The sequence below is a fragment of the Aeribacillus sp. FSL K6-1305 genome, assembly GCF_038050115.1.
Lineage (GTDB): Bacteria > Bacillota > Bacilli > Bacillales > Aeribacillaceae > Aeribacillus > Aeribacillus composti.
This window is the reverse complement of the sequence record NZ_JBBOQV010000002.1, coordinates 50,981-73,635: the sequence shown is the minus strand read 5'-3', so window position 1 is coordinate 73,635 and position 22,655 is coordinate 50,981. Positions and strand designations below refer to the sequence as shown.

At 39.5% G+C, this 22,655-nt stretch carries 21 protein-coding genes, 2 pseudogenes and 1 riboswitch; of the genes and pseudogenes, 14 read left to right on the top strand and 9 right to left on the bottom strand.

All coding sequences use genetic code 11. The features are described 5' to 3' along the window. Positions 1–590 precede the first annotated feature (590 nt). Complete coding sequence (locus NST97_RS10245; protein WP_063386780.1) at positions 591–1,547, top strand: carbon-nitrogen hydrolase family protein; 957 nt, start codon at positions 591–593, stop codon at positions 1,545–1,547. Between the two features lie 265 nt (positions 1,548–1,812). After that, positions 1,813–2,922 (top strand): o-succinylbenzoate synthase, encoded by a 1,110-nt coding sequence (gene menC, locus NST97_RS10240; RefSeq protein ID WP_242513771.1) that lies wholly within the window; start codon positions 1,813–1,815, stop codon positions 2,920–2,922. Between the two features lie 41 nt (positions 2,923–2,963). Here the strand turns inward: menC and thiT are convergent, their stop codons facing one another. After that, on the bottom strand, positions 2,964–3,524 hold the full coding sequence (gene thiT / locus NST97_RS10235) for an energy-coupled thiamine transporter ThiT (protein WP_066247732.1): 561 nt from the start codon (positions 3,522–3,524) through the stop codon (positions 2,964–2,966). A gap of 69 nt (positions 3,525–3,593) precedes the next feature. Further along, positions 3,594–3,697: riboswitch (TPP riboswitch) on the bottom strand. 172 nt (positions 3,698–3,869) lie between these two features. Here thiT and NST97_RS10230 point away from each other — a divergent pair. From NST97_RS10230 to NST97_RS10220, 3 genes are all read left to right on the top strand, one after another. Beyond that, positions 3,870–5,105 carry a DUF418 domain-containing protein gene (locus NST97_RS10230; RefSeq protein WP_242513770.1) on the top strand — a complete coding sequence of 412 codons (1,236 nt, stop codon included), beginning with the start codon at positions 3,870–3,872 and terminating at the stop codon, positions 5,103–5,105. Positions 5,106–5,208: 103 nt separating this feature from the next. After that, positions 5,209–5,754: a DUF2179 domain-containing protein gene (locus tag NST97_RS10225; protein WP_327863655.1), complete on the top strand. Its 546-nt coding sequence runs from the start codon at positions 5,209–5,211 to the stop codon at positions 5,752–5,754. Between the two features lie 21 nt (positions 5,755–5,775). Then, complete coding sequence (locus tag NST97_RS10220; RefSeq protein ID WP_339193364.1) at positions 5,776–6,147, top strand: DnaJ family domain-containing protein; 372 nt, start codon at positions 5,776–5,778, stop codon at positions 6,145–6,147. A 41-nt stretch (positions 6,148–6,188) separates the two neighbouring features. Here NST97_RS10220 and NST97_RS10215 read toward each other — a convergent pair whose 3' ends face one another. Together NST97_RS10215 and NST97_RS10210 are read right to left on the bottom strand one after the other, a co-directional pair. Further along, the gene (locus NST97_RS10215; RefSeq protein WP_063386775.1) at positions 6,189–6,371 is read right to left on the bottom strand and encodes a hypothetical protein; all 183 of its coding nucleotides are present in this window, start codon (positions 6,369–6,371) and stop codon (positions 6,189–6,191) included. Between the two features lie 508 nt (positions 6,372–6,879). After that, positions 6,880–7,110, bottom strand: coding sequence for a DUF1128 domain-containing protein (locus tag NST97_RS10210; RefSeq protein ID WP_063386774.1), 231 nt, complete (start codon positions 7,108–7,110; stop codon positions 6,880–6,882). Between the two features lie 150 nt (positions 7,111–7,260). Here NST97_RS10210 and NST97_RS10205 point away from each other — a divergent pair, with 150 nt between their 5' ends. From NST97_RS10205 to NST97_RS10195, 3 genes are read left to right on the top strand one after another with little or no spacing between them, the layout of a single operon-like run. Further along, positions 7,261–7,734: a low molecular weight protein-tyrosine-phosphatase gene (locus tag NST97_RS10205; protein WP_130156865.1), complete on the top strand. Its 474-nt coding sequence runs from the start codon at positions 7,261–7,263 to the stop codon at positions 7,732–7,734. 16 nt (positions 7,735–7,750) lie between these two features. Next, positions 7,751–8,074 carry a YtxH domain-containing protein gene (locus tag NST97_RS10200; protein WP_063386772.1) on the top strand — a complete coding sequence of 108 codons (324 nt, stop codon included), beginning with the start codon at positions 7,751–7,753 and terminating at the stop codon, positions 8,072–8,074. Between the two features lie 29 nt (positions 8,075–8,103). Beyond that, positions 8,104–8,931 (top strand): YihY/virulence factor BrkB family protein, encoded by an 828-nt coding sequence (locus tag NST97_RS10195; RefSeq protein ID WP_063386771.1) that lies wholly within the window; start codon positions 8,104–8,106, stop codon positions 8,929–8,931. Between the two features lie 423 nt (positions 8,932–9,354). Here the strand turns inward: NST97_RS10195 and NST97_RS10190 are convergent, their stop codons facing one another. Then, the gene (locus tag NST97_RS10190) at positions 9,355–9,504 is read right to left on the bottom strand and encodes a BH0509 family protein (RefSeq protein WP_375338764.1); all 150 of its coding nucleotides are present in this window, start codon (positions 9,502–9,504) and stop codon (positions 9,355–9,357) included. 180 nt (positions 9,505–9,684) lie between these two features. Here NST97_RS10190 and NST97_RS10185 point away from each other — a divergent pair, with 180 nt between their 5' ends. Together NST97_RS10185 and NST97_RS10180 are read left to right on the top strand one after the other, a co-directional pair. Continuing rightward, positions 9,685–10,071 carry an OsmC family protein gene (locus NST97_RS10185; protein ID WP_130156867.1) on the top strand — a complete coding sequence of 129 codons (387 nt, stop codon included), beginning with the start codon at positions 9,685–9,687 and terminating at the stop codon, positions 10,069–10,071. A gap of 90 nt (positions 10,072–10,161) precedes the next feature. Beyond that, complete coding sequence (locus tag NST97_RS10180) at positions 10,162–10,752, top strand: nitroreductase family protein (protein ID WP_063386768.1); 591 nt, start codon at positions 10,162–10,164, stop codon at positions 10,750–10,752. A 174-nt stretch (positions 10,753–10,926) separates the two neighbouring features. On the opposite strand, the gene NST97_RS10175 is transcribed toward NST97_RS10180, so the two are convergent. Continuing rightward, positions 10,927–13,302: a YhgE/Pip domain-containing protein gene (locus NST97_RS10175; RefSeq protein ID WP_341343192.1), complete on the bottom strand. Its 2,376-nt coding sequence runs from the start codon at positions 13,300–13,302 to the stop codon at positions 10,927–10,929. A gap of 77 nt (positions 13,303–13,379) precedes the next feature. Continuing rightward, positions 13,380–13,952 (bottom strand): TetR/AcrR family transcriptional regulator, encoded by a 573-nt coding sequence (locus NST97_RS10170; RefSeq protein ID WP_066247743.1) that lies wholly within the window; start codon positions 13,950–13,952, stop codon positions 13,380–13,382. 318 nt (positions 13,953–14,270) lie between these two features. Here NST97_RS10170 and NST97_RS10165 point away from each other — a divergent pair. Beyond that, a pseudogene (locus tag NST97_RS10165) lies at positions 14,271–15,615 on the top strand (IS4 family transposase). Between the two features lie 302 nt (positions 15,616–15,917). Here the strand turns inward: NST97_RS10165 and NST97_RS10160 are convergent. Next, the gene (locus NST97_RS10160) at positions 15,918–16,547 is read right to left on the bottom strand and encodes a hypothetical protein (RefSeq protein WP_340882080.1); all 630 of its coding nucleotides are present in this window, start codon (positions 16,545–16,547) and stop codon (positions 15,918–15,920) included. A gap of 208 nt (positions 16,548–16,755) precedes the next feature. Beyond that, positions 16,756–16,884, bottom strand: a complete 129-nt coding sequence (locus tag NST97_RS10155) for a hypothetical protein (protein ID WP_339210386.1) — start codon at positions 16,882–16,884, stop codon at positions 16,756–16,758. 397 nt (positions 16,885–17,281) lie between these two features. On the opposite strand from NST97_RS10155, the gene cax reads away from it, so the two are divergent. Together cax and NST97_RS10145 are read left to right on the top strand one after the other, a co-directional pair. Then, positions 17,282–18,337, top strand: a complete 1,056-nt coding sequence (gene cax / locus NST97_RS10150; RefSeq protein WP_130156871.1) for a calcium/proton exchanger — start codon at positions 17,282–17,284, stop codon at positions 18,335–18,337. A gap of 75 nt (positions 18,338–18,412) precedes the next feature. Beyond that, complete coding sequence (locus NST97_RS10145) at positions 18,413–19,195, top strand: YfkD famly protein (RefSeq protein WP_341343191.1); 783 nt, start codon at positions 18,413–18,415, stop codon at positions 19,193–19,195. A gap of 57 nt (positions 19,196–19,252) precedes the next feature. Here NST97_RS10145 and yfkAB read toward each other — a convergent pair whose 3' ends face one another. Then, positions 19,253–20,374 (bottom strand): radical SAM/CxCxxxxC motif protein YfkAB, encoded by a 1,122-nt coding sequence (gene yfkAB, locus NST97_RS10140; protein WP_063386763.1) that lies wholly within the window; start codon positions 20,372–20,374, stop codon positions 19,253–19,255. A gap of 798 nt (positions 20,375–21,172) precedes the next feature. On the opposite strand from yfkAB, the pseudogene NST97_RS10135 reads away from it, so the two are divergent. Beyond that, a pseudogene (locus tag NST97_RS10135) lies at positions 21,173–22,480 on the top strand (ISLre2 family transposase). Positions 22,481–22,655: the final 175 nt, after the last annotated feature.

The following is a 22,655-nucleotide window of genomic DNA, read 5'->3' as shown; positions in this document are numbered from 1 at the left end:
GTAACATGGACGCAATGCTTAAAGCTGTCCTGCCCGATTTTTTCTTTACTTGAAGTTGAAAACCCTTAAAATAGATGTGCGATTTTCGGCAAATTTATTTCACTTTATGGTTCATCTTGGATAAATGGCTGTTGCAGTATTGAAATTGGATGATTGACAAAGTCTTTGATTGGATGGTCCAAAAATTTTTGAACATTTTTATTATGAATAATATACTCCAATTCAAACCGTTTCTCATATTTTACGCTTAATGCTTCTATAGAATTAAGTGTTGATAGTTAGTTCGACACTCAGCCACAGCTGTATTGTACAAAGGAGCATGCTAAGAAATTACCATTAAATTACTTCAGATGAGATATCACATGAAAAGCTCTCATGGAAAAACATAATCCAATTATTTTGAACTCTAATACATGGGCCGGCCCTTCTATGCTTAAAAAGAGGATTATTCAAAGTGTTTTCCTTCCTGTGCAGATTTTTTTATGGAAGATGAATAGGGGGCAACTTCCGAAGGTTATTGACTTTGAAGGTTCGTGAGCTTCGGCATTTAAGATGGCTTTAGATTTTTCAATTTGGTGGAGGGGAAGAATATGTCGAACAGAGCACAAAAGGTTAAAGTTGCTGTTATACAAGCCTCATCTGTTATTATGGACCGGGACGCCACGACAAAAAAGGCGGTTAGCCTCATACATCAAGCTGCTGAAAAAGGAGCAAAGATTGTTGTATTTCCTGAAGCTTTTATTCCCGCTTATCCTAGAGGCTTATCTTTCGGTACAACGATTGGGAGCCGTTCGGCTGAAGGGAGGAAGGATTGGTATAGATACTGGAGCAATTCTGTAGCTGTTCCGGACGAAACGACGGAACAACTGGGCGAAGCGGCTCGAAAAGCAGGTGTCTACCTTGTGATAGGCGTTACAGAAAGGGATAATGAATTTAGCGGCGGGACTCTTTACTGTTCTGTTTTATTTTTCGATTCTGACGGACAGTTGTTAGGAAAACACCGCAAATTAAAACCGACTGCAGCAGAACGGATTGTTTGGGGGGAAGGGGATGGAAGCACATTACCAGTGTTTGACACCCCTTATGGAAGAATAGGGGCGCTAATCTGCTGGGAAAATTATATGCCGTTAGCAAGGGCTGCGATGTATGCACAAGGAATTCAAATTTATATTGCCCCAACGGCTGATGCAAGGGAAACTTGGCAGTCAACAATCCGCCACATTGCTTTGGAGGGGAGATGCTTTGTTTTGTCTGCCAATCAATATGTGACAAAAGATATGTATCCGAAAGATTTGGCTTGTTATGATGAACTTGCTTCTTCACCTGAAGTAATGAGCAGAGGTGGTAGCGCGATTGTTGGACCGTTGGGCGAATATGTGGCAGAGCCCGTATTTGGCAAGGAAGACATCATCATTGCAGAACTGGATATGAAACAAATCGCCTATAGCCAGTTTGATTTTGATCCTGTTGGGCATTATGCAAGACCTGATGTTTTTAAATTGCTAGTCAACAAAGAGAAGAAGACAACTATTGAGTGGAAAAATTAATCTCATGATGAGACTCGTTTCTACGATTGATCTCATTATTTATTTGAGATTTTTGCAGTTCAATAAACAATAAGGGAAATAAAGAAATCCCTTGCTCCTTTACATTAAGAAAGCGTTTATTTTATAATTAGTGTAAAACAAACGTTCGAGTGGATTCGCTATTTTAAGAAATATTTTCCGGGAAATATCGAGCCCTCTGGCGAATGGGAATGATTTTGTCGAACTTAGCTGAGAGCTTGTTTAAAAAAGGAGATGCTCTTAATTGATAAAAATTAAGAAAATTGTTTTGCATATATTACAGATGCGTTTGAAAGCCCCATTTTCTACTAGCTATGGAGACATTCACGATCGCGAATTGTTGATCGTAGAAGTAAAGGATGATGATGGTGCAGCCGGTTTTGGAGAAGGGGTTGCTTTTTCCATTCCATGGTATACAGAAGAAACCGTGAAAACAACTGTGCACATGATCGAAGATTTCCTCATTCCGATTTTATCAAAGACGACGTTTCATCATCCTCGTGAGTTGGCTGAATCGTTTCGTTTTATTCGCAGAAATTATATGGCAAAAGCGGCTTTGGAAGGTGCCGTGTGGGATCTATATGCAAAACAGCAAAATATACCTCTTTCACAAGCTCTCGGGGGAATGAAAAAAGAAGTTGAAGCTGGGGTGAGCATCGGTATTCAGCCAACAATAAAAGATTTAATCAGTCTTATTGAACAATATCAGGAGGAAGGATACAAGAGAGTAAAAATAAAGATTAAACCAGGTTGGGATATTGAAGTAGTTAAGGAAATACGGAAGCATTTTCCGAACTTGGATTTAATGGCTGATGCGAACAGTGCCTATACATTAAAAGATATAAATCATCTAAAACAATTGGATGAGTTTCAATTAATGATGATTGAGCAGCCTCTTGCGCACGATGATATTGTGGATCATAGCAAACTTCAAAAAGAATTGGACACACCGATCTGTTTAGATGAAAGTATTTGTTCCTTCGAAGATGCTCGAAAGGCTGTTGAACTTCGAAGCTGCAAAATTATGAATATAAAAATCGGCCGTGTTGGCGGTTTGACAGAAGCAAAAAAAATCCATGATTTTTGCAAAGAGCAAAATGTTCCAGTTTGGTGCGGAGGGATGCTTGAATCAGGGATTGGACGGGCCCATAATATAGCCTTAGCGACACTTGAACAATTCACACTGCCAGGAGATATATCCAGTTCATCTAAGTATTGGGAAGAAGATATTATTGAACCGGAAATATCGGTTTATAATGGAAAAATTGCCTTGCCTGATAACCCGGGGATCGGTTTTCATGTAAGCCGTGAAAAATTAAAAAAATACACTGTTGAAACGAAAGTATTTACCCTATAAACAAAATTATCCTCTGCATGTTTTGCAGAGGATGATTTTGTTTATTTTACAACCAATCTTGGCGCTGCCATAATGAGAATAACAGTAACGACAGCGCATAATACAAACGCTCCTATCATCGTAATGCCGTTTACGATCAAAGAATAAACGACCGCTGACATTCCTTCTGGTGCATATTCTCCGAAGAAAAAGACACCGCTGATAAAATGCCAAAAATAACGTGCAAAAGCTCCGATGAAGACGCCAAAGATGATGAAAACAAGAGCAGAGCTTTTCTTTCCATCTTTCAGCTTATTTTGAATAGTTTTGCTGAAAAGACCGGCTAAACCGATAAAGGAAAAAGCTAGAAAATAGTCGATGAAGCCTTGAACAGGCGTCAGGATGTATGCATCACCTAATACAATTTGCAATAATCCCCATAAAAAGCCGGAAATGAAGCCAATCTTTGCACCGGATCGAAACGATAATATGAGTACAGGCACCATGGCAATGGATATAGAAATGGCTGATGATAATTGAATGGAAGGGAGAAGATCAAGTATAACTGCCAATGCTGCAAAGATTGCTGCTTCTATTAATAGTAATAAGCGATTTTTTTCCAAAAATAAAACCCCCTGTATATTATTTGCTATCAACAAATATCCATAAGGGGGAAAAAGGCTGTATCATGGATCAGTATACTTCCACATCCCTACGCTAGCATTAACTAACAGGTTCAAAGGGTCTGGACGAAATATCCGTCCACTCTCAGCATATAGCTCCCCTTGTGGATCTGTTGATATTCGAATCTTATGTCTATCATAATAGACTATAAGAAAATTGTCATTCTTTTTTCGCTATATTCAAATAAATTTAAACACGATAAAGCTGAAATGCAGCCTTTGGACAAAAAGTAATGAAAAAAGGGCGTTAACAATAAGAACTTTTTTCAGAATGGGGGTTTTGGTTTGAATCTTAAACGTGAGCGTTATGAAGTAGTGGATGTGGTGCGGGGGGCTGCGATATTTGGCATTTTACTTGTGAATATGGCGCATTTCAGCTATCCAGATGTATATTTATACCAAATAGGCAGCGAAAATTTTTTTACTGAAACATGGAGAACATGGGATTTTCTAACGAAAAATATTTTGGAAATATTTGTACAAATGAAGTTTATTACAATGTTCTCATTATTGTTCGGATTTGGAATCATCATCATGGAGGAACGGGCTTTAGGAAACGGCAGGAACTTTGTTTCTATATATATACGCAGACTGGTGGTGCTTTTTGTATTTGGACTAATTCATTCATTTTTCATTTGGGATGGAGACATTTTAATGGATTATGCTGTGCTGGGGTTTCTTCTCCTTTTTTTCCGGAAGTGTTCCTGGAAAACCCTTTTGGTATGGACTGTATGTTTATTTAGTTTATATTTGCTCCTTATTGGTTTGATGACGGCTGTATCCAATGGTGAGGATGCTTTAGTCCAAAAAAGAGAGCAGGCTGCCTTATTGGAAGAGGAGGCAAGAAACGCAATCCATTCATATCAAAACGGAAGTTTTACTGATATTTTCCATCAGCGTATTCATGATCGGCTTTTTTACATGTCTATGTCTGGCATGTGGCCTTTTCAACCGCTTGTCTATATAATAAACATGCTCCCATATATCAGCATGTTTTTAGTTGGCATGATATTTGCGAAACAAAAGCTTTTTCAAGAACCGGAGAAGCATCGAAGGTTATTAACAGCCATCTGGTTTTTCGGGCTTATCATTGGGCTTCCGTTAAATATTTTTGCGGTCACCGCTAAAAATAGTTTTTACATGGTGTTCGGTGCACCATTTCTCATGTTGTTTTATGTGATCTCTCTAATATTTTTATATTTTCACCCAATCTGTCGGCAAATTGTTAAGAAGATTGCGCCTGTTGGACGCATGTCATTGACAAATTACATCATGCAATCTGTTATTTGTACATATCTTTTTTATCATTACGGATTGGGATTGTACGGTAAAGTATACCCCTTCGCCGGTTTTTGGCTTGCACTCGCAATTTTTGCCGTGCAGCTTATCATCAGCCATATTTGGTTTAAATATTTTCAATTAGGGCCGTTGGAGTGGGTATGGAGAACAGCGATGTATTTCAAGCGCCAGCCTATTCGCATGAAAAAGGAAGTTTCGAAGCATAATAACAGATCAAGATGAATTGTAAAAATGTAGTTTCAAATCTCAGATTTTGAGTTTATGATAGCTCTTTCTTTTTGAAAATAATTTATAGTATGATGGAACAAAGGAGTGTCTAGGCAACATGTTTCTACAAGCAATTTTTATTTTTTTGCTGCAATTATTGTATGTACCAGTATTGACGATCCGAACTATTTTGTTAGTGAAAAATCAAACAAAGGCTGCTGCTGGTATAGGTTTGCTAGAAGCAGCGATTTATATTGTCGCTTTAGGAATAGTTTTTCAAGATTTATCTAATATTTACAATATTAGTGCATATATTATCGGTTTTGGTGCAGGGCTGTTGTTGGGCGGTGAACTGGAGAAAAAGCTGGCTTTTGGATATGTAACATACAATGTGAATTTAATGGATAAAAATTCCGGATTAGTCAAAAAATTGAGGGAGGCTGGTTTTGGGGTTACGGTCTTTCAAGGAGAAGGAATGAATTCGATTAGGTATCGTTTGGAAGTTGTTGCTCAACGCTCTCGGGAGGAAGAATTTTTAAACCTTGTCAATGAAATAGAACCAAAAGCGTTTTTAAGCTCGTATGAAATTCGTTCTTTTAAAGGTGGATATTTAACAAAAGCGATGAAAAAGCGGGTAAAGCGTTTAGAAAAAGGACGAACATAACGGTCGAAGGGAGGGTGAAGCGTGGATATATTTGCAAAAATTGCTGAGGATCGGATCAAAAAGGCATATGAAGAGGGAGAGTTTAAAGAACTTCCCGGGATGGGGAAGCCTCTCCCGCATGACGATTTGTCTGATATTCCGGAAGAACTCCGAATGGCTTATCGTCTTTTGAGAAACGCCGGAATGGTCGATCAAGAAAATGACTTGAAAAAGGAACTATTAACTATTCAAGATTTACTAAAATGCTGTGAAGATGAAGCCGAAAGGAAAAAATTACAACAAAAGCTGTCGGAAAAACAATTAGCATTGGAACGAATCGTGAAGAAAAGGAATATATTCAACACACCTGCATCTCAATTTTATAAAGATAAAGTTTATAAAAAGCTTATTTGACGTTTTCGAAAAAGAATGGTGCCTTTATTTTCGCCATTCTTTTAAATTTGCTGTTTTTTCAAGGCTTCTCTATGGAAGACATAATATAAAGCAAGATTGAAAAAACCTAAGAAAATGACTATCACCGAAAGCGGCAGCTCCTTTGCAAAACCGACCAAAATTCCAGACAATAAACAGAAGAGAGCAACGAATAAATAAAAATATTTCATAAGTGTCACGACCATTTTTTTGACCCCCAAACAAAGAAAACGTTTTCTTTTATTATAAATCATTTGTCACAAAAACGAAACAAAAAATTCACATTTTGTTCAAAAAATAGACACCGTTTTGACAAAAAGTTATTATACAAAAAGCAGCTTATACTGAATTTATAAAGCTGCTTTAAAGTAAAAACGATTTCTTCTGAAATCTGGCATCTAAACAACAAGGAGGTCTATCTTTATTTTTCTCCTGCAAAAGAAAAAGAGAATGATGAAAATGGAGCGCGTACACGATTCGCCTGCTTTAGAATCCAAGCTAAACCTCTGATGGATGGCAGATTGGGCGGTTCCTAATGTGACTCGAACATCGTTTTGAGAAGCGTATAGAACCACATATAACAAATCAACTGAAGCAAGCTGATGAGGACAGCAGCTGCGAGTTTTCACAACACTTCAACATCGCTAAGTTAAACACTAATTGCCGTCATTTGCACAAGCCCATTCGCAACGAGCAGCAGAAAGCTCAATTCACTTAAAGAGTGCTCTTTCGTAGGTTCCCCAATTCCTCTGCAATTGCTTGCATTTCGCTGGGGCTGAAAGTATTTTTTTTCATTACATGGTCATAAATTTCTTTTAGGTCTTCATACATATTTACATTAAAATGTGTTGGTTGAACTGCACTGATGTTGATCATATTCAATTTTTCTGTAATTTTTTTAATCATGTATTCCATATTTTCTGCTGATTTTTCACATAAATTCAATTGATTTCATCCTCTCGTTTTTTTATTTGTTTCATTGTATCATGTATTATGAAAGATTGAATATTATGATCAAAAAAATTGATCTTTCCAAACTATTCTTTGCAGCTTATGAAAAAACGATTGAAGCAATGGTTTCAGGAGGTTTCAGCAATGATAAAAGTACTTTTTGTTTGTTTAGGAAATATATGCCGTTCGCCAATGGCTGAGGCGGTTTTTCGTGATTTAGTTAAACGGGAAGGTCTGGAAGATAAAATTTTTGTCGATTCAGCGGGAACGGGAGGCTGGCATGTAGGAAGCCCGCCGCATAGAGGGACTCGAGAAATATTAGACCGTTACCAAATTTCTTATGAAGGTTTAAAAGCACGTCAAATTCATAAGAATGATTTATCAGATTTTGATTATATTATTGCCATGGATGGAGAAAACTTAGGAAATTTGCGCCGGATGGCAGGATATAACAATACGGGTGAAATCAGTCGTTTAATGGATTTCGTACCAGATGCTGATATTTTGGACGTCCCTGATCCGTATTATACTGGGAACTTTGAAGAGGTTTATGACATGGTTGTCAAAGGCTGCAAAGGGCTGCTCCAGAAGATCAAAGAAGAACACCATCTTTCGTAGAAGAGGTGAAAGTCAAATGAAATCGCAAAATAAATTGTTAAAAGGGCTGTTCATCGGAGCGATCGCAGGCGCAGCGCTTTCTTTATTGGATAAAAAAACAAGGGACGATGTAATCAGCAAAAGCAGATCAGCTTTTAGCAAAATCAAGCAGTGCGCAGAAAATCCGATGGAGATTGCTGATAAAACAAAGGAAAAAATGAACTCTGTCAAAAGAACAATCGAGCAAACAATCGAAGATATTGAATTTGTTTCTGAAAAAGTGAAAGAATTAAAAGAAACGACACCGAAAGTAATGGAAATAATGAAAGAAGCAAAAGAGAAATGGAAGGAGCGCCTTTGACAGAAACTAGTTTGAAATGAGGTGCCAAGATGGATGACCACATCAACCTTCTTCAAATCGCTAAAGAGCTTTTTAAACGGTTTAAAGAAGATGAAATATCAAGTTTAGCTGCGGAGTTAGCCTACTTCTTTCTTTTGTCTCTTTTTCCATTCCTTATTTTTTTAATGAATCTCCTTGCATATTTGCCCCTCTCTTCAGATGTTGTTCTTGATTTTGTCGCACAATATGCACCGGGAAATACAATGAAATTGATCGAAAACAATGTGAGGCATATTATTGAAACTCAAAATGTGACCCTTTTGTCGTTCGGAGTCATTGGAACAATTTGGTCTGCCTCAAATGGGATTAATGCGATTGTCAGAGCTTTTAATAAAGCATATCAAGTGGAAGAAAACCGTCATTTCCTTGTAGCTCGCTTGATGTCTATTTTGTTGACTTTTGCCATGATTTTAGTCATTTTAGTTGCACTGCTGCTTCCGGTGTTTGGCAGAGAGATAGGCTTGTTTATATTTCGGGCGTTCGGATTTACAGAAGTGTTTTTAACGATATGGAATACGATAAGATGGTTATTAAGTGCTGTTATTTTGTGCATCGTTTTTACAGGACTGTATTTTATTGCGCCAAATAAACGGATGAAAATTTCTGAAGCATATCCAGGCGCTTTATTTGCTACCGTTGGCTGGATTGTTGTTTCTCTTCTTTTTTCTTACTATGTCGGAAATTTTGGGAATTTCAGCGTGACATATGGAAGCCTCGGCGGGGTGATCATTCTTCTAATTTGGTTTTATCTTTCCGCGGTTATTATTATATTAGGCGGGGAGATCAATGCAATTTTATCAAAAAATTCCAATAATTAATAAAGGCCGCCATTTATTTCGAAGACTTTTTTTCATTTCACATGGTCATATTAAAAATGAGGCTGAAAAAATTGACGTAAACAGGAGGACATACGAGTGGCAAAGCAATCAAAAAAAGGCGGTCAACACAACAAGCAAAACTCAAAATCCAAGCCGAAGCATAAAACAAGCGGAAGTGCGAACGGCCAAAACGGCTACCATTAAAAGAGATATTATCAAGCGCATTCCTCGGGCTGTCGAATTTTTCGACAGCCCGGGTTTTTGTATTCAGCAAGAATTTAGCTATGTTTGCCATGAGTTCAGAGCTTTAATTTTATATTAAATAAAGTTCGGCAAGAGGTGAGTGTCTGCGCGTTTAAGCTTCTTTTTTTGCGGGAATGTTCGCATCGGACCTCCGGCGGCAGAAGGCTTCTTTTGCGTTTTCTACTCAGCCATTTCTAAATATCGATCATAAATAGAAGCATAAATGTGTTCAATGTCCGCATCCGTCATGTACATAAGCGTTTCCCGATCAATATTTCCTATTTTTTCAATAAAATCAATCATATTTTTTCTTTCCTGCCGTTTCATCATTTTTCCCTCTCCTTTATAATGTTATGATACAGTTTTTTTATTTTTAAACTATTATATAACAGATGGAGTAGATGTTCAACTTATTTTTTAATTTTTTTCCCGCAATTTGTATTAATTGCAAATAAAAAAATTAATCAATTACAATAAAATTGTAGATATTAATGGAGGAGATGATACAGCATGGAATTTCAAATGAAGGAAATTGGATATAAAACAACTTTTGAATACGGAGAACTGCATGTGGCAGGTGATGTTACATACGGATTCCGTCCATTTCAATTGATGGTTTCCGCCATTGCTGGCTGCAGCGGAAGTGTTTTCAGAAAAATTTTAGATAAAAAAAGAATCGTTTATGACGATATTACGATTCAAGCTGAAGTTGAACGGAACGAAGAAAAAGCGAACAGAATTGAAAAAATTCATCTTCATTTCATCATTTCAAGTTCCAGCGAGGATTTGGACCGTGAGCAAATTCAAAAATGCTTGGAGCTGGCGCACAAAAATTGTCCAATGGTTCAATCAGTAGAAGGCAGCATCAACGTTACGGAAACATTTGAACTAAAATAAAAGCTTTTCTGAGCAAAAAAATTGTTTTTAGAAAAAAATGTAATACAATAAATGTGTATAATTCCGATCTGATTTCTAGGAGGTAATGTGATGACACAAACGAAGCTTGCCCGCCAGGCCGAATATGAAATTGATTCTATTTATTTAAAACGCTGGTCTCCGCGTTCGTTTTTAACTAAAGAGGTCCCGGAGGATGTGTTACTAAGCCTTTTTGAAGCAGCACGCTGGGCGCCTTCTGCTTTCAATTTCCAGCCATGGCGTTTTATTATCGCTCGCACAGAGGAAGACCGCAAAAGATTTATGTCATTCATTGGCGAGTTTAATCAAATTTGGTGCAAAAACGTCCCGGTTTTTGCCTTGATTATTTCTAAAAAGACTAGCGAGCGGGGGGAAATCGGCTCCCACGCCTTTGATGCAGGTGCAGCTTGGGGCTATTTATCATTAGAAGCAACAAGAAAAGGCTTGATTACGCATCCGATGACAGGCATAGACTTTGAAAAAGCACGTCAAGTTTTAAACATCCCTGAAGAGTATGCAATCAATGCGCTCATTGCAATTGGCTATCAAGGGGAAAAAGAAGCTCTGCCGGAAAGCCTGCAGGAAAGAGAGGCACCAACCCCTCGTCGTCCTATAAAAGAATCCATTTTTGAAGGCCTTTTTGGCGAATCGCTGAATGAATAAAAGTTTCAACAAAAAAATAGAAGCAGATGATAGAGATCTGCTTCTATTTCATTTTTATGAAGAGGAATTGTGGCATTGCCGATTTACCACATTTAGTTCTGAAAAATTTCCTTTCAGTTATTACGCTAGAGTCGAAGGTGTAAAAGTTCGTCCGGCAAATTCAAAAACAAAAAGTTATACGGCCTCGCTAAAACGGCGTTTATGTTGGATTGTAAAGTAGGTGATCGTTGCGAGAACAAACACGATCATAAAAGTGAGCAAAATAAACGCATTTTGCCACATAAACGCATAATCGCCGCTCGAAATGACTGAACGGAAGCCGGCTACGGAATATGTCATTGGCAGCCAGTTGTGGAGCGGCTGCAACGCTGTTGGGATTAACTCTAACGGGAAGGTACCGGCGCTTGTAGTTAATTGTAAGATTAAGATAATGATTGCTAAAAATCTTCCCGGATCACTTAACGTTGTGACAAGCAGCTGAATTAACGTCATGAACGTTAAGCTTGTGATGATCGTAAATACGATAAATCTCGCAATACTTTGCACTTCAATGCCTACTCCTGCTAGTAAAATTGTATCGGCTATCAACGATTGCATGACGCCGATCATAACGAGAACACCAAACTTGCTAAAAAACCAACTCATTCCCGTTTTAGGTGTAGTTGCTGGTTCACGAAGAGGGTACACAATTGTTACGAGCAAGGCGCCGACAAACAATCCCAGCGATAAGAAGTACGGAGCAATCCCCGTTCCATAGTTAGGAACTTCGTTTAATTTTTCGTTTTTAATTTTAATAGGTTTTGCAAACATATCGTATATTTCTTTGTCCGCTTTGACGTTGCTGGCATCTTTGGCTCCATCGTGCAATTTTTCTGCCAATTCATTAGAACCTTTATCCAGCGTCGTCATTCCTTCCGTCAATTGACCAGACCCGTTAGAGAGCTGCTCGATTCCGTGTGAAAAGTTCCCTAACCCATTTGTGAGTTTTTCCATTCCGTTTGCTAATTCGCCGGAACCAGCAGCAAGCTGATTAGTGCCATCTTGCAGTTGATCAGAACCGGAAGCGAGATCATGCAAGCCGGCTGATAATTGTCCGCTTCCTTCCATCAGCTGGGTTATTCCGCTTTTCGCTTCATTCATTTTTTCACCGAATGTCGATAATCCTTGGGAGAGCTCCTTCTGTCCGCCAGCTAATGATTCGGCACCTGCGGCGAGCTGCTCCTGCCCTGCTACTAGTCGTTTGAGACCGTCGCTTAAAGCGACTGTTCCGCTATGCAATTGCGCTGATCCAGAAGAAAGCTGATCAGCTCCATCTTTCAATGCTGCAGCATTTTCGGAAAGCTGGCTTATACCGCTTGTTACTTGTTTGCTTCCATCCGCCAGCTGCCCTACACTTGCACGCAGTTCTTTGAGTGCCGTTTTTTGCTGCGGATCAGACGTTTGAGCGATCATAGCATCAAGCCGGGCTGTCAGTTGTTCCAGTCCGGCACTCACCTGTACCGCTCCCGTTTTCGTTTGTTCTGCTCCCTTAGCCCATTGTCCGAGTGATGACGACAGATTGCTGGCTCCGCTTCGTACTTTCTCGGCTCCGTTTGCGAGCTGAGGAGCTTTTTCATTTATTTGTTTCATTCCATGAAGTGATTGCTTTAATCCATCCGCCAGCTGCTGAGAACCATTTCTTGCCTTTTCTGCACCATCGAGCAATTTCTCTTGGCCTGCAATCAATTGTTCAAGACCGGAATTAAAACGGTTCATTCCGCTGTTCAGACGCTCGGCTCCGGAACTAGCGGATTGCAGCCCATTTTTAAATATCAATGATTTTTCAGCCATCGTTTTTAAATGTCCATATATTTCTTGAACTCCTTGTTCCGCAGAGAGCGCGCCGTTGTACAGCTCTTGTGAACCATCTTTGGCCGAATCAACCCCGTCCTTCAGCTTTATTGCTCCTTGTTTTGCTGAATCAATGCCGTCATGCAGTTTCTTTGCTCCTTCGCTTGCCGATTCGAGCCCTTCTGCCAGCTTCTTAATATTTTGGAACATTGTTTCGGCATATGTTTCCGTTAATGTATCACCAACTTCTTCTTTCAGTTTTTCAATAGTTTTATCCCCGATTTGTGCTGCGAAAAAGTTCATGCTCTCATTCGGCATATAAATGAGCTCCATTTTTTGAGGGTGTTCGTCCTTTATCGTAGTTGCATGCTTTGAAAAGTTTTCTGGAATTTTGATAACTAGATAATATTTCCGGTTTTTTAATCCGTTTTCCGCTTCTTTCTCGTCAACAAATTCCCAAGAAAGCTGCTTTTTCTTTTTTAGATTTTCCACTAGATCGTCGCCGATCTTTAACTTTTCCCCATTCAATGTTGCCCCTTTGTCTTGATTGACTACAGCGACCGGCAATCTCTCTAAGTGGCCATACGGATCTCCAAATCCCCATATAAACATTCCGCTATACATAATGGGGATAAATAAAATAGCGATAACAGGAATCAAAATTTTCCGATTCGCTACAATCATTTTTAGCTCATGTAAAAATAATGAGATTCCACGCAACGGTTATCTCCTTCCTTTTTCGTACTTTTGACCATTTTGCTCATTTAGTCATTTTATGATAAAAGAAGAAGGACTATCTATTTCGACAATCCTTTTAAAAAATACAGCTCAAATAATTCTGCGATTTTCTCCTTTGGCAGCGGCTCATGTTCCTTTTCCCAATCAAAGTTTAGGGCGATATACATTTTTAACATTAAAAAGGCGGTGATTTCGGAATCACAGTTGCGAATTTCTCCTTTTTTTATGGCGTTGTCAATTTTTTCGCGGATAAAGGCGATAATCGCCCGATCCAATCTTTTCATCACTTCTTGAACGGCCGGAGTCCCGATATCCCGAATTTCTTGGAGAAGCTTAATTGTTAGTGGATGTTGCTTTCGAAACTCTGCAATGCGATATAAAGCGCGATGGGCGTTTTCAAGAAATGGACGATCGGGGTCCATTGCATGCTCTGCCGTTTCTTTTATTTCTACAATAACTGAGGAAATAATTTCGTCTAACAAATCCTCTTTGCTTTTAAAAAACGTATAAATTGTTCCTTTGCCTACATTCGCGAGTTTCGCCACTTGTTCTATCGTCGTTGCCTTATACCCGAATAAGGAAAAAGATTTTGTCGCCGCATCAATAATATTTTGTTTTCGATCGATAGCCATGCTCCTCATCCTCTTGATTGACTAAATGGACATTTTGGTCATTTCGTTAAAATTATCATACTATATTGCCTGATTAAAATAAAGGGGTTTTTTTACAAAATGATCGACAGGCTTTACACATGCGGCTGTCCTCATTTTTAAAAAGGGAAGAAGGTCCAAGCACGGTAACGTTGTGAAATGTTTGCAAAAACCACCACGTTATAGTATACCGTCAATCATCCGAAGCTGTAATCGGCAAAAGGCTTCTGCTTCAGACATCATTTTTTTCTTGTTGTTGTATTTTTTAGATTTGAGTATTTTGCACATGGTGTCCTCTAAATGATAGAGCAGAAGGAACAAAATAATCAATTACCAAATAAACTAAAATCCGTTTTCAACGAATTAGAAATCTTGAAACATCTTCGAAAGGCAAACATCCAAAAAAATCTCTGATTCACCTGTTCTTATTTGTTTCAACTGGTGTTTTGCCTCATTTTCCAACAGAAGAACTGGTTCCGGCTTTTGGACTCTAAAAAAGCGGATCAGCTGCCAGTCAAGGATGCGGTCTACCGTTTCCTCAACCATGGTGCCGTTCTACTTTCCTTTAGTTCCTCGGTCATTGCCAAGGTTAGTAGCCTAACAGATAAATACCGGGTAAAAGTATTCATTATTGATGATTCGATGTTTGGACGGAATCGCATTAAGAAAGTGGAACTGCTTGCACGTTGTATGGATCACTCGTCGCTCCGGAAGCGATTCTATAAAGGCTTTCGTATGCTTACTTTAGGCTGGTCTGACGGCTACTCCTTTATGCCGATTGACTTTTCTTTATTGAGCTCCAAAAAGGCTCAAATCAATGGGATTTCAGAAAAAATAGATAAGCGTACATCAGGGGATAAACGCCGTGTTGAGGCATTACAGACAGCACCAGAACAAATCCCTGCTATACTTGAGCGTGCCTTGACCGCAGGGTTGGAGCCCGTTACGTCTTGATGGATACATGGTTTACTCAACAACCTCTCATTCAAGCAATCGTGGAACAGGGACTTGATGTGATCGGCATGGTGAAAGCGACCAATCAACGCTATCTCGTAGGGGGCAGAGCCGTCTCTTTAAAAAAACTCTATCGATTGTCTAATCCGGTTCAAGGAAAGAAAGGAATCCTTCGTTCCATTCACACGGTGATGGCAAATGGAATACCAGTTAAAGTGGTCTTCATTCAAAACCGAAACAAGAAAAACGAATGGGTGGCCATTCTTAGCACCGATTGTACCCTGACAGAACAAGAAATCGTGCGCATCTATGGAATACGCTGGGACATCGAAGTATTTTTCAAGACGACTAAGTCACTGTTGCGCCTTCAGGAAGAATTCCAAGGCCGTTCTTTCGACTTGCTTATCAGCCATACCAACATTGTGTTTACTCGTTACATCGTTCTCTCGTGGCAAAATCAATGTAACACGGATGATCGGACCATTGGCGGTCTCTTTTATGAACTATGCGATGAAATCAATGAACTGGATTGGGCTGTAGCTTTACAGCAGTTGATCGAGCTTCTTCAAGATACCCTAAAAAAGATAAATAAAATGACAAAAAAATCATTGAAAGTCAACTACAGCAATGGATTGCAGGCCTTCCTAGTTATATCAAGGCTTATTTGCCAATTTCTATCTGCGAAAGTTGAGTTAGTAATTAAAATAAAATCAAAAATAAAGGAGAAAATGGATATGACTATTACTAGCAATTATCTTCATTCCCCTGCACTTAAAACAGTACAGGGGAATGTTGTAAAGATTTTATACAGCGAAAATGTGTATCAATCTATTTTCCCAGTAGCCTATATATCAGCACAATACCAATTAATAACACGGGTATTTGAACCGATAACTTAATTAAGCTATTTGTGAATATATACTCACCTATTAAAACGACTAATCCTGCAAAAATTGCAGATATAATAGCTTTTTTCATAATTTTCAACCCTTTTTATTGAGGTAAGACAATAGGAGGATATTTATTACCATAAGTATATTTAACATAAATCGGGACACCTGTTATATACTCAGATATTATGGCTCCTACAACAGCTCCTGCAACTGCGCCAGCTATTCCAAATATACTACCTAGATATGCTGCACCACCAGAAATTCCACCTTTTACTATGGCTCGAACATCAGTCTTAGTCAACCACAGTTCGATTCCCCACCAATGAAATTTAATTGCTCTTTTTCCTTCAGAAGCTTTAGCGTAACTAATAGTTTTAGCTGAAACGTCTTTAGGCATTACAACAACACTATTTCCTACTACCGCTGTATTAGCTCCACTGATGGTCTCTAAATTATTATTAGCTTGAGATACTAAATTGTTAACAATCTCAAAATCTCTTTCAGAAAGAATCTCCTTTAACTTTTTCTCATCTTTCAATACAAATTTATTTTCTTCGACAACAACATATTGATCAGCTGTTTGAATAAGATTTTCTGATAACGATACATTATATCCTTGAGAATAGACGTTTAATGTATCTTGTTTTTCTGCCGCAAACGCTGAGTATGATGGTAATGTACTTCCTAACAAAGATAAACTTAAAGCCCCAAGTAAAATTTTTTTACGCATATTAAATTACCTCCTTAGTATATTAATTTCTATCACACTTATAGACGTTAATTTTATCAATATAGTTCCACATATTTCATTTTTTGGTATAAAAATACCATTAAATAAAGTATTCTAGAACTTTATTACTGGTAGACTAAATACCAACAAACTCGAAAATCCTTAAAAGAAAGAAACTAATTACAATGCCTTAATGGATAAGTGACCTTTATTTTTTCTCTTTCAGTAGCTTACTTAACGCTTGTTCCCAAAATGGAATACCATCTACAAAACCCGCTTCTTTGCAACGTCTCATCTCATTTGTAATCTTTTGAATGGCCTTTTCTAATTTTTCCATATTTACAGCAATCGTCCGGGACGCCGATCTATCATGCCCTGTCTGAATTCAAGGGATGGTAAAAAAAGGTATACATATCGGTCTGTCATGGCAAGGGATGATAGTCCCAAAGCGCTTACAGATGAAATTCAAAAAAATGGTTCGCTAACCTATGACTTACATCTGTTTTCAGCGAATCAAAAAAGTTCCCACAAAGTCTTGACTGACTCTTTGCAAAATGCTCGATTTGTCAAAATATATTGCTTATGTCAGAATAAAAATAATTTTTACGGACAAATTTTTTCCATAATTGTAAACGGCCTTTTTTAGAAGGAAGTGTTTATTTTAAACAACTTTTGTTAAAATAAGTAAGCAAAGTTTTCGGGAAAATTATTGCTAAATATGGGTGGTGAGCTTTATGTTCAATCGTATATTATCGATCTTGGTTGTTGTTGGATTGCCGTTGTCCGTTATTGGCAGTTTGATGCATTGGAATGCACTGCTTCTATTTGCAATTTATTGTTTAACGATTATCGGACTTGCCAGTTTTATGGGAAGAGCGACAGAAAGCTTGGCGATTGTGGCAGGTCCACGAATTGGCGGACTGTTGAATGCGACTTTTGGGAACGCTGTTGAGCTCATTATTTCAATCTTTGCGTTAAAAGCAGGTTTAATTTCAGTTGTTTTAGCATCTCTCACAGGTTCTGTAATCGGCAACTTGCTGCTTGTTGCAGGTTTATCGTTTTTTGTTGGTGGATTAAAGTACAAGCGGCAGAAGTTTAATGAATACGACGCAAGACATAATTCTGGATTGTTAATGTTTGCGGTCATTGTTGCCTTTGTCATTCCAGAAGTGTTTGCACAAACAATGAATGATACGGACACATTGACGTTAAGCATTGGCATTTCCATCATTATGATCGGGCTCTATTTAGCCGCGTTGTTTTTTAAATTGGTAACCCATCGGGGAGTTTATCAGAAAAAAGAGGAGCAGATCGAAGAACACGAAAGCCCGGAATGGTCTGGCAAAATCGCAACCATCATTTTGTTTTTGGCAACAATTGCGGTTGCATATGTTTCGGAAAATCTTGTACATACGTTTGAAACGGTCGCACATGAACTTGGCTGGAGTGAATTATTTATTGGGGTAATTGTCGTTGCCATTGTTGGAAATGCAGCGGAGCATGCGTCTGCGATTATTATGGCTTACAAAAATAAAATGGATGTGGCGGTTGAAATCGCCATCGGATCAACCTTGCAGATCGCCATGTTTGTTGCGCCTTTGCTTGTATTAATTTCGCTTCTGTTTTCAGAAAAAATGCCGCTCGTCTTTACACTTCCTGAGTTGATTGCCATGGCGACAGGAGTACTGCTCATGATTGTAATTTCCAATGACGGCGATACGAACTGGTTTGAAGGGGCTACTTTGCTTGCTGCTTATGTCATCATGGGGATAGGCTTCTATCTATTATAGAAAGATATTTTGCGGATAAAATACAAATAGCTTGAAAAAACTACAAGCAAAGGCTACTTGAAAGGAGATAACCACATGAAACAGCTAATGACGTTATTTATTTCAGTCATGCTTGCATCGGTTTGTTCAAGCTTAAGCTTCGCTGAAGCACCAACTATCCCCAAATCGGTGATGGATATTTCAAAAGAAAATACGTATCCAAATCCGAGTCAAAATCTTCCTTATTTACAGCCAAGTGAATTAACAAAAGAGTTAATCAAAACATCCAACGTCCCGATTGAAAATCCTGTTTTAATTAAAATGTTAAATGAGTCTTCCATTACACCTTCTCCAACCGCCATAGGATATAGAGCCGCCATTTATTTGGGACGGTGGGCATTGAATTATGAATCTGAGGAAACAACAGTCAATTGGGAGTATCAAAAAATCAATACAAACTTTTTTGACAATCGAGGCGGTAAGTCGCCCGTTCAAATTAGCTATAAACAGGAGGCGCAAAAACGGGTAAAAGGAGGATTAACCGCTAGAATTTCTGATCATAAAGATGTCAAAAAAATGATGCTGATGAAGGCGGCAAAGAAATCGAAAATGCCGCTAGCATTTGAAACAATTGTCGGCTTCGGGACGAAAAAAAATCAAGTATATAATATCCCGCCGAAAAAAATGGGGTATTTATACGCATACGTTCCCGCTGTCAACGAAAAAGGAAAAGTCACTTACGGAGAAGTGTATTTAATGTTAAAGGGAAGCAAGAAGCAAATTGTTGTCAAAAATGTTACGCAACAAGGCATTGGAGCATGGATTCCTGTGCAGGATCGGGCATCCTTCCACTTTCTTATTACCAATCAGCCTAGATAATAGAAAAGGGCGGGCGAAAGGCAAATATATTGCCGAAAGAAGCCCAAGCCCTTTTATTTATATGCGCGCTTTTCTTTTTGTAAAATCTAAGTCTCGGTAATAACTATTTTTCACTAAAAGATTCGGTCCAAGACACGCTACGTTTGGACAATGGCAATTCAGCTGTTGGGCAATCGGGGATTGCATCCATTTTTCATAGGCTGATAAAAGAGTATCTTTTTTGATGTTTCCAAGCGGCGGTACATCGCCGAAATCTGTCACAATAATGTCCCCTGTAAAAATATTGACATTGAGACGGGATCTGCCGTCAGGGTCATTTCGAACAGTCACGTTTTTGCTTTCTCTCAATCGCTTCAGCAATGCTAAATCTTCCTCATTGTCGCTGCAAGCGTAAAACGGGAGTGTTCCAAACAGCATCCACACTGATTCGTCGCGGATATCCAAAAGCTTATGAATTGCTTCGCGTATCTCATCCAAGCTGAGCGTTTCAAGATTGCTAGCGAAATCACTTGGATACATTGGATGCACCTCATGGCGTTGACATTTCATTTCGTCTACAATTTGTCTATGGATTTTTTCAAGATGAGGAACCGTCCGTTTATTCAGCATCGTCTCCGCTGAAACAATTACTCCCGCTTCAGCCAGAGCTCTAGAGTTTTCAATGATTCGTTCAAAATATTTTGCGCGTTCTTTATATGGAGGCTTCTTTTTCATCATTGCAAATCCGGCTTCAACAAAATCATCGACTGTTCCCCAGTTATGGGAAATATGCAAAACATCTAAATACGGGATAATTTTTTCATAGCGTTTCAAGTCCAATGTTAAATTGGAATTGATTTGGGTTCGTATCCCGCGTTCATGTGCGTATTTTAAAATGGGAACGACATAATTTTCCACAGATTTTATCGAAAGCATCGGCTCCCCGCCGGTAATCGAAAGGGATCGCAATGTCGGCACTTCGTCTAGCCTTTTTAAAAGTAAATCGAGCGGCAGCCCTTCCGGATCTTTCGGAGATAAAGTGTATCCTACAGCGCAATGCTCACATCGCATATTACAGATTGTGGTGGTGGTAAATTCTATATTTGATAATGTTAATTCACCGTATTCCTTCATATCTAAATAAGCTTCCCAAGGGTCATAGGAAGGAGTAATCTTTTTGAGGGTTGTATAAGTTTCCATAAAAATCATTTCTCCTTTAATTAACGTTCTCAAGACATAACGTTCCTTATGACGATATTGCCCTGTTACCTCTACACCGTTTTTTGAATTAATGCTTCCAGCAATGCGGAATACCCTTGAAGCATCAACCGCCCTAGAGTCGCCCCCTAGCTCTTTTAATTGTTCTAAGAAGTGATTTTGTACCGCTTGCCATAACGGTGAAGCTTTGTAAGGAACAGGCTCTTTAAGCCAAATTAAAACCATTTCTTGACCGCTAAAAATGATTATATTCGGCTCTGGAATCGATTGGCCAAAATAATCGTATTCTAATTTGCCGATTATCCAGTTCGAATTATAATTAAACAAATAAAAATCTAAATCAACATATAACGACTTTAATTGCCTTATATTCGTAATTTGTCGGCAAAAGTATTCTAGCTAAAATAAACATCCTCTTCGAGCCATTCTGTTAGTTTTTCAGCCAATTCCTGTGGTTTGTAATGATATTGGATGAATTTACCTTCTTTTTTCTTTGCAACAGTAATCCATCAATCAGAGTTATGATGATGAAACCATGCATGGTATCTAGCGTTATCTAGCCTTTTTGCATTTTCCATAAATATTTTCTGGTGTGCGTAAAATGTTTGTGGGAGAAATTCTTAGAATTCCCGATGAGGGGGGATGGGAACGTAGGTTCGCAATCCCCTCATCGGGGTCACCAAGCGAAAGCGCGGTAGGATCCCAAGCAGGAACATGAAAAAAGGACTCTCTCCCTGATAAGATGATTGACCACACTATCAAACAGGAGGAGAGAGTCCCATGAATATTCAACAACATCTTACCACAAATTCGTTGACATGGAAAGAGATCGAACTTGATTTGTTTCGAGCCCTGCAAAACGCCTTCGCTGAGCTGTTTACGGCTCTGTTGGAGGACATCGACCGACAATTGGCGGAAACCCGGGACAAGCGCCGGTACCACTTGAAAGACAAACGACGCTCCACGATTCAAACCCTGTTTGGCGAAGTCACCTTTGAGCGAAACTACTATTTAGACCGAGAACAAAACCGTTACACGTTTTTGCTTGACTCCCTTCTAGCGTTTGATGGATCGCAGTCAATCAGTCCTTGTCTAGAAGAAACGGCGGTGGGATTGGTTGTGGAGTGCTCTTCTTATCGCAAAGCGGCTTGTACGCTTGCCCAGATGGTCGGGTATCCGGTGATAAGCCATGAGGCGATCCGCCAGTTGGTGCTCGAAGCCGAAGCTCCGCTGCACTGCCCGGTTGACCAGCAATATGGACGGATGCTGTTTGTGGGAGGCCGATGGACTGTTTGTCTCTCGCCAAGGGAAGAGAAAACGGGCCAAGGAAGACAAATCCTGATCGTTCACGAAGGGTGGAAGCGCAACGGCTTACGGATCGAATTCGTGAATCAGCGCCATTACGTCCATGAGGGCAAGAGGGAGGTGTGGGAAGGCTTCGAGGAATTTTTGATGAACGAATATGCCTATGATCCGTATCGGGATCTTCTTGTCATCAACGGGGACGGCGCTCCATGGATTACCGCGTGCCGGGAGTATTTCAAGGGACGGGACTGCTTCCAATTTGATCGATTCCACGTGGCGCGTGAGTTGCGCTAATGCCTCTCGGGCCATCCACGGTGACAGGCGATTCGGCAAAAGCCGGCGAAGCAGGATGAAGAGGGGTTGCTTGTGGAACTGAACAGAGCCCTCGGCACGCTGGGGGACGAAGCGAAAGAACAACAGCTGGCTGCCTTGATCCACCGGATCGAATCGATGCCGGGATGTATCCGAGATTACCGGGAATGGCTGAAGGAGCAAGGAGTGGACACAACGGGCATGTATCCGATGGGAAGGGCTGAAAGCGTGAGAAGCCAGTTGGCGTATCGGGTGAAATACCGCCGCAGTTGGACAGACAAGGGACTCGGGGCGTTTTTCAAGGCAATGATTGCCCGGTATGGATGGGATTCGTCTTTTCGGACGTCGTTTCGGAGAAGAATCGTCGCAGCCGGCGGAGGAAACGGCGTCGACGACATCCACCAAACAGACGATCGTGAACAAGGCGAAACAACGCGTCCGCCGTCTTTGGCCGGAGATCACGTGGAATAACGTGCCATATTTGCAGCAATCTTCCGGGTCTCCGATCTATCATGACCTGCCTGAACTCAAGGAATGGTAAAAAAAGGTATACATATCGGTCTATCATGGCAAGGGATGAGAATCCGAAAGCGCTTACGGATAAAATTCAAAAAAATGGTTCGCTAACCTATGACTTACATCTATT

Coding starts and splice junctions, on each gene's coding strand:
- NST97_RS10225 (WP_327863655.1), top strand. CDS start 5,209: ATGTTTCTACAAGCAATTTTTATTTTTTTGCTGCAATTATTGTATGTA.
- NST97_RS10170 (WP_066247743.1), bottom strand. CDS start 13,952: ATGGCTATCGATCGAAAACAAAATATTATTGATGCGGCGACAAAATCT.
- NST97_RS10190 (WP_375338764.1), bottom strand. CDS start 9,504: ATGATGAAACGGCAGGAAAGAAAAAATATGATTGATTTTATTGAAAAA.
- cax (WP_130156871.1), top strand. CDS start 17,282: ATGTTCAATCGTATATTATCGATCTTGGTTGTTGTTGGATTGCCGTTG.
- NST97_RS10185 (WP_130156867.1), top strand. CDS start 9,685: ATGGAATTTCAAATGAAGGAAATTGGATATAAAACAACTTTTGAATAC.
- NST97_RS10200 (WP_063386772.1), top strand. CDS start 7,751: ATGAAATCGCAAAATAAATTGTTAAAAGGGCTGTTCATCGGAGCGATC.
- NST97_RS10160 (WP_340882080.1), bottom strand. CDS start 16,547: ATGCGTAAAAAAATTTTACTTGGGGCTTTAAGTTTATCTTTGTTAGGA.
- NST97_RS10215 (WP_063386775.1), bottom strand. CDS start 6,371: ATGGTCGTGACACTTATGAAATATTTTTATTTATTCGTTGCTCTCTTC.
- NST97_RS10145 (WP_341343191.1), top strand. CDS start 18,413: ATGAAACAGCTAATGACGTTATTTATTTCAGTCATGCTTGCATCGGTT.
- NST97_RS10245 (WP_063386780.1), top strand. CDS start 591: ATGTCGAACAGAGCACAAAAGGTTAAAGTTGCTGTTATACAAGCCTCA.
- NST97_RS10205 (WP_130156865.1), top strand. CDS start 7,261: ATGATAAAAGTACTTTTTGTTTGTTTAGGAAATATATGCCGTTCGCCA.
- NST97_RS10195 (WP_063386771.1), top strand. CDS start 8,104: ATGGATGACCACATCAACCTTCTTCAAATCGCTAAAGAGCTTTTTAAA.
- NST97_RS10180 (WP_063386768.1), top strand. CDS start 10,162: ATGACACAAACGAAGCTTGCCCGCCAGGCCGAATATGAAATTGATTCT.
- yfkAB (WP_063386763.1), bottom strand. CDS start 20,374: ATGGAAACTTATACAACCCTCAAAAAGATTACTCCTTCCTATGACCCT.
- NST97_RS10155 (WP_339210386.1), bottom strand. CDS start 16,884: ATGGAAAAATTAGAAAAGGCCATTCAAAAGATTACAAATGAGATGAGA.